The 6060-nt window shown below is 54.4% G+C and carries 6 protein-coding genes; all 6 read left to right on the top strand.

Annotated elements, in window-relative coordinates; all coding sequences use genetic code 11:
- Positions 1-254 precede the first annotated feature (254 nt).
- The 6 genes from EFR00_RS31505 (at position 255) to EFR00_RS31480 (ending at position 6032) form a co-directional block, all read left to right on the top strand.
- The gene (locus EFR00_RS31505; protein WP_077990177.1) at positions 255-1586 is read left to right on the top strand and encodes a glycosyltransferase family 2 protein; all 1332 of its coding nucleotides are present in this window, start codon (positions 255-257) and stop codon (positions 1584-1586) included.
- Between the two features lie 2 nt (positions 1587-1588).
- Entirely contained in the window at positions 1589-2371 is a 783-nt protein-coding gene (locus tag EFR00_RS31500; RefSeq protein ID WP_039618509.1) for a class I SAM-dependent methyltransferase, read from the top strand.
- Between the two features lie 110 nt (positions 2372-2481).
- Positions 2482-3123 (top strand): FkbM family methyltransferase, encoded by a 642-nt coding sequence (locus EFR00_RS31495; protein WP_225881434.1) that lies wholly within the window; start codon positions 2482-2484, stop codon positions 3121-3123.
- Between the two features lie 16 nt (positions 3124-3139).
- Entirely contained in the window at positions 3140-4003 is an 864-nt protein-coding gene (locus EFR00_RS31490; RefSeq protein WP_039618505.1) for an FkbM family methyltransferase, read from the top strand.
- A gap of 41 nt (positions 4004-4044) precedes the next feature.
- Positions 4045-5052 carry a fatty acid desaturase family protein gene (locus tag EFR00_RS31485; protein ID WP_077990178.1) on the top strand — a complete coding sequence of 336 codons (1008 nt, stop codon included), beginning with the start codon at positions 4045-4047 and terminating at the stop codon, positions 5050-5052.
- Positions 5053-5267: 215 nt separating this feature from the next.
- Positions 5268-6032, top strand: coding sequence for a class I SAM-dependent methyltransferase (locus tag EFR00_RS31480; RefSeq protein WP_225885762.1), 765 nt, complete (start codon positions 5268-5270; stop codon positions 6030-6032).
- Positions 6033-6060: the final 28 nt, after the last annotated feature.

Here is a 6060-nt window from a genome sequence, read left to right as displayed (position 1 = left end):
GATATCCGCTCCCACTGCTCGTCCCGAAGGATCAGACGATCCAAAACACCCATGACTGCCTCCAAAAGACAGTCTTGAATCTGATTTGCTCAGCCTTGGGAATCCCAAGAGTCCACACCGCCTAGGGCGTTCACCCTCGGAGGGGTTGCTCCTGGCAACGGCCGTTCATTTTCTCTTTTTTGTGGTCTACGTCGTGCCAGCAGCCCTCATCCTGGGACATTGGCGATTGAACCGCTTAGCCCTGAGGTAGCTCTGTGAAGGATTATTTCTATTCTCTTTTGAGAAAGTACATTGGACTGTTTGTCTTAAGCCAGAATTCTGTGGTCGAGATCGATCCGACGACGCCGCTTCTGGTCGGTAAATTTCCTCAGGGTAAAGTCGCATTTCGCTCGAGCGCGCAACCGGCGGAATCTGTGAATGAATTTGACGAGCATAAGGTCGTTAAAATCGAGCACGTCGCTGACAACAAACCTGATTACCTGATCATCAGCGGTCTCATCCACTACGAACGAGACATACAGAGCATGTTGGCTCAGGCACGTGCATTGTGCTCGCAAGAGACACGGCTTGTGCTTACCTATTACAGCAGCATGTGGCGGCCGCTTGCGACTCTGGCATCCAAGCTCGGTCTGCGCCGGCGAGTTCCTGAATCGAATTGGCTTGCTCATGAAGACGTCCAGAATCTTCTGACGCTTGAAAACTTCGAGTTGATACGACTGGACCAGAAGGTCCTAATCCCGGTTTACATCCCACTGATCAGTGGCTTTGTTAACCGTTGCCTTGCTCCTCTTCCGCTTCTTCGAACGCTCTGCCTTCTCAACATCGCGATTGCGAGGCCGATCAGCCATGACGCGTCGAAGGCTGAGCCGTCGGTGTCAATTGTCGTTCCAGCGAGAAACGAGGCCGGAAATATCGAGGATATTGTCAAGCGACTGCCGGTTATGGGGCCGGATGATGAACTCATTTTTATCGAAGGCAATTCGACCGACACGACTTGGAAGGCGATCCAGGAAGTGCAGCAGCGTTATGGCGGCGAACGCACGATCCTGATTGACCAGCAGGATGGCAAGGGAAAAGGCGACGCCGTCAGGAAGGGTTTTTCGCTGGCCACAAAGGACGTCTTGATGATTCTCGACGCGGACATGACGGTCCCGCCCGAGGATTTGCCGAAATTTTACAATGCCATCAAGGACGGAAAAGGTGAGTTCATCAACGGCACTCGCCTGGTCTATCCCATGGAAAAGGAGGCGATGCGTTTCTTCAACCTCCTGGGCAACAAGTTTTTCGCATTGGCTTTCTCCTTCGTTCTTGGCCAGAGATACAAAGACACCCTGTGCGGAACCAAGGTGATCAGCCGCTCCAATTATCTGAAGCTTCAGGCAAACAGATCCTACTTCGGTGATTTCGATCCCTTTGGTGATTTCGACCTGATCTTCGGAGCTGCGCGGATGGGCCTTAAGATCGTCGAGGTTCCGATCAGCTATCGTGAAAGACTCTACGGCGAAACGAACATCTCGCGTTGGCGCCACGGTGCCATTCTGTTGGCCATGCTGGTTTTTGCGGCAAGACGAATAAAGTTTCTCTGACGATGGAATCCGAAAGCACTCTCTATGACGCCGATCTTGCTCAGACGCTGGCAAATCGCGAGCGGCTAAGCGCAAATCCGAACCTGATGCACTGGTATGGTGAGCTCTACCAGGAGATGTTTCGACAGGAACCGGATATTGCCACGAATACCGTTCTGGAAATCGGAAGCGGAACGTCGCCTCTCAAGCGCTTCCTGCCGAATGTCATCACCTCCGATGTGCTGAAGTTGGACTATCTGGACTTTGTCTTCGATTGCCACGAGATCGCGAGGTTGCCTGACATTGCGGACCATAGCGTCGATGTGATTACGATGACCAATGTTCTGCATCACCTGAAGGATCCCCTGGCGTTCCTCCGCGGGGCGACGCGCAAGCTCACAAAAGGTGGCAGGGTGTATGTAACGGAACCTTATTTGTCTTGGCTATCCTACCCGATGTATAAACTTCTCCATCATGAGCCGGTGGATTTCAGTATCCGCCGCCCGGTTCTGGATACCGTTCAGGGTCCTCTTTCGACCTCAAATCAGGCTATGCCACATATGATCTTCTTTCAGCGGCCGGACTGGCTCGCTGAGCTTGCAGATTGCTATAGCCTTGAGAAGACGAGGATCAGCTATTTCACCTCGCTCTCCTATATGGTGACAGGCGGGATATCGAGGAAGTTTCCCGTGCCTGGTTGGGCTTACAAGCCTTACTTCAAGCTCGACAGGGCAATAGGCACCGCGCTGCCCAAGGTGTTCGCTTCATTCTTCACGGCCCGCCTCACGTCAAAGGAAGAGGTGTAGGGATGGTTTTGCTACGTCTGGCCGATTGGCTCTATCGACACTGTTATCCCCTTTATTACCCTCTCTATTCCGTATGGAAGGCAGTTTCAGAACGACGTGAGCGCGCACTGATGCGCGAGATGATTTCGCCGGGCATGATCGTCGCAGATATCGGTGCAAATATCGGAATATATACCCGCATGTTCTCCGCTCTGACGGGAGCGACCGGCCATGTGCATGCCTTCGAGCCGGCGCCGGCGAACTTCGAAAAGCTTGAAGCGACGGTAAGCGGCTTGTCGAATGTATCGCTGCAGCACGCCGCGGTAGGAGCGGCCAGCGGCACCACAAGGCTGTATGTTTCGTCCGAGCTGAATGTCGATCACCGAACATTTGATAGTGGCGACGGGCGAGTGAGCATCGACGTCCCATTGGTGAAGCTGGATGATTACTTTTCGCCAGGGCAGCGGGTCGATTTTATCAAAATCGATGTTCAGGGATACGAGTTGAGCGTTCTGCAGGGTGCCGAGCGGGTGCTGCGGGAGAATCGCGACGTTCGGGTATTCATGGAGTTCTGGCCTTACGGCTTGTCGAAAGCGTCAGTGAACCCGTCCGAGCTCACCAGATTCCTGACGATGCTGAATTTCGAGTTCCACAACATAGCGGATCCACCTGGCACTGCTTTCAATGACGAGAGCCTTGATCCCAAAAACGCGGGCCAATATTGCAATCTGATCGTTGCAAGAAGAGCGCCCGCCAGTCACAAAACCATTTAGAGGCGGCCTGAGGACAATGTTATCCACCAGCAACAAAATCCTGATCGCTCGCACTCTATCCAAAGCTGTCTTGTTCGTCCGGGGTTGCGTTGGCCTACCCGCCACCGTGATCGCAAAACGCCGGGGAGTAAATTGGTCGCTGGACCTGAGAGACGGTGTCGATTTCGCGATCTACCTATTGGGCGGATTCGAGGTCAGAACGCTCGACAGGTATAAAGAGCTGATCAAGGATGGAGACATCGTCCTCGATATCGGCGCCAATGTGGGTTCCCATACGTTGCCCCTGGCGCAATTGGTGGGCGGAGCCGGCAGGGTAATCTCCTTCGAGCCGACGGCTCACGCATTCGCGAAACAGAAGGCCAACATTTCGCTCAACCCGACGCTCGCCCAGCGAATCGACGCTCACCAGATGATGCTTATGGCAAGTGCGTCCGAAGCGATGCCCGAAGCGGTCTATTCAAGCTGGCCGCTGGAAGTTGCTGAAGATTTGCATAGCGAACACCACGGTCGCCTCATGTCGACACAGGGCGCGCGGCTCGGCACCCTGGACGAAACATTGCGGGATCTTGGGGTCGGCAAGGTCGATTTCATCAAACTTGACGTCGACGGAAATGAGCTTGCGGTTCTACTTGGGGCGACGGTGACGATTGAAAAGTTCCAGCCGCGCATAATGCTTGAATTGGCTCCCTATGTTTATGCTGAGAATCCCGGAGACTTCGACAGATTGTTGGAGCTACTCTGGGAGGGCGGCTACGAGATCGGTGAAATGGCATCCGGCAGGAAGCTGCCCGAAGACGCCGACAAAGTACGCGCGATGATACCGGAAGGTGGCGGCATGAATGTGCTGGTTAGGAGCAAGAGCTCAAAGGAAGGTAGATAACTTTCTTCGCGGGTTATCGGATGGATAGGATAGGTCACTGCATGGATGCGCAGTTCAATGAATGCATGAAGGTAGCGAGAAGGCTTGTCGACTCGAGCTTCCTTGAATCGTTGAAACAGCCTCAACCGCGCGCAATTATCGTGGCGACCACGATGATCTGGATTCAGATTGTGACCTCTTGGGCGATCGCGCTCCTCGGCCCCTGGTGGCTCCTGTGGCTGCCATTCCTGATTAATTCCGCAGCAACGCAGGGCATGTTGCTTTGGGTTCACGAGGCGTCGCATTTCCATCTCTTCTCCAGCCGCCGTAAGAACGATATCTGGTGCGATATGTTCTTTGCCGCGCCGGTCGGGATGTCGGTCGGCGCCTATCGACTACGCCACATGAGCCACCATGCACATCTCGGTACAGAGAAGGATGCGGATGGTTACCCTTACCGCGAGCCGATCAAGGGCTTGCGGGCGCTCGCGTGGGTCATGGTAAAGGCGCTGAGCGGTGGCATGGGCGTATGGCTGGCGGCTGACAAATATGGTGGTCTGGCTCGAAAGAAAGCATCGGGGAACTCGCTGTCGCCTTCCTGGCTAGCGCCGATGGTGACTATTATCTTCAACGGCTTGCTGCTTGCGCTCTGCATTGCCATGGGCCGCTGGTATCTCTACATTTTTTTATGGGGCTATCCCATCGCTGCCGTAGCAATCGCCCTGAATATCGTGCGCACCATTGCGGAGCATCAGCCCGAGGACTATCCACTTTACCAGGACGGACGGGAGCGGGCCATGATGCCGCTGGCCCGCACGACAGTCCCCAATTGGTTTGAAAAATGGCTTATGTACCAGGCGAATTTCAACTATCACATCGAACACCATCTTTTTCCCGCCATTCCGCAGCACAATCTCGCAAAACTTCATAGGCACCTCCTCGACGGCGGATTCTACGAGCATTTTCCGGGGTGCCTGCAGCGCAGCGGTTTTGCAAAATTCATCCGCCTCTCGAGAAATCGCAGGAACGACGACTTCTCGGATTCGGTGCAAGATGCGTTGGCTCTCTAGGTATCGAACGCGACAATATGAACTCTCAAGTGACAACTCATATAAGATCGACCCCCACAACGTGCGGCTGTTGCGGCAGCGATAGCTCCACCATTGCCGCTACCGGCCGCGACTACATCTATCACGGCAGTGAAGACACCTTCAGCTACGTCCGATGCGATGGATGCGGTCATTTCTATCTCAATCCGCGACCCGACATCACAGAGCTGTCTTTGATGTACCCGGCCAATTACGGCACCTTCTCGAACAGATTTCAGGGCCGGGCAAACCTTCTTGGTAGAATAAAGACAATCGTCAATCGGAAGCGCCTGAAGAGCGTTGTCGCGCATCTCCCTTTGCGGGCAAGGGTGCTTGATGTGGGATGCGGCAATGGCGAACTTTTGATTGCACTTCGCCAGGCACGTCCCGATCTTGAACTTTTCGGTCTGGATTGGCATTTCCCGGTGGAAACGCGTGCCGCTCTGGAAAGCCAGGACATAGGTGTAATCGAGGCGCCGCTTGAAGCGGCGGAATTGCCGGCGCAGCCCTTCGATCTCATCGTCATGCTCCAGCTCATAGAGCACCTTTGGGAACCGGAAGAGAGTTTGCGGCGTCTCGTCCGCGCCTTGGCGAAAGATGGCCGGTTATTGATCGAAACTCCCAATACCGACGGCTGGGACAGACGGCTGTTTGCGCGCTGCGCCTGGGGCGGATATTATTTCCCGCGGCACCTGAACCTCTATAATTTCGAGCGCTTGGCCGAACTCCTAAACAGGGTGGGATTGGCTGTTGAGTCCCAACGCAGTCTTCCAGCGCCTTTGATCTGGGTTTACTCTCTTCAAGGAGCTGTGCAGGCGCGCTTCGGGTGGAAAACTTCCTTGACTAAGCTTTTCGCTGTCAAAAATATACCGCTGGTTGCGGCTTTTGCTTTCCTTGACACCGCCGCTATCGCGATGAAGTTGACGACGTCGAACCAACAGGCAATATCAAGAAAGGTATAGGCGCGAGCCGACCTGCTGCCGCTTTCCT

The organism is Rhizobium sophoriradicis (genome assembly GCF_003939025.1).
GTDB lineage: Bacteria > Pseudomonadota > Alphaproteobacteria > Rhizobiales > Rhizobiaceae > Rhizobium > Rhizobium sophoriradicis.
This window is presented reverse-complemented; position numbering and strand designations above follow the sequence as displayed.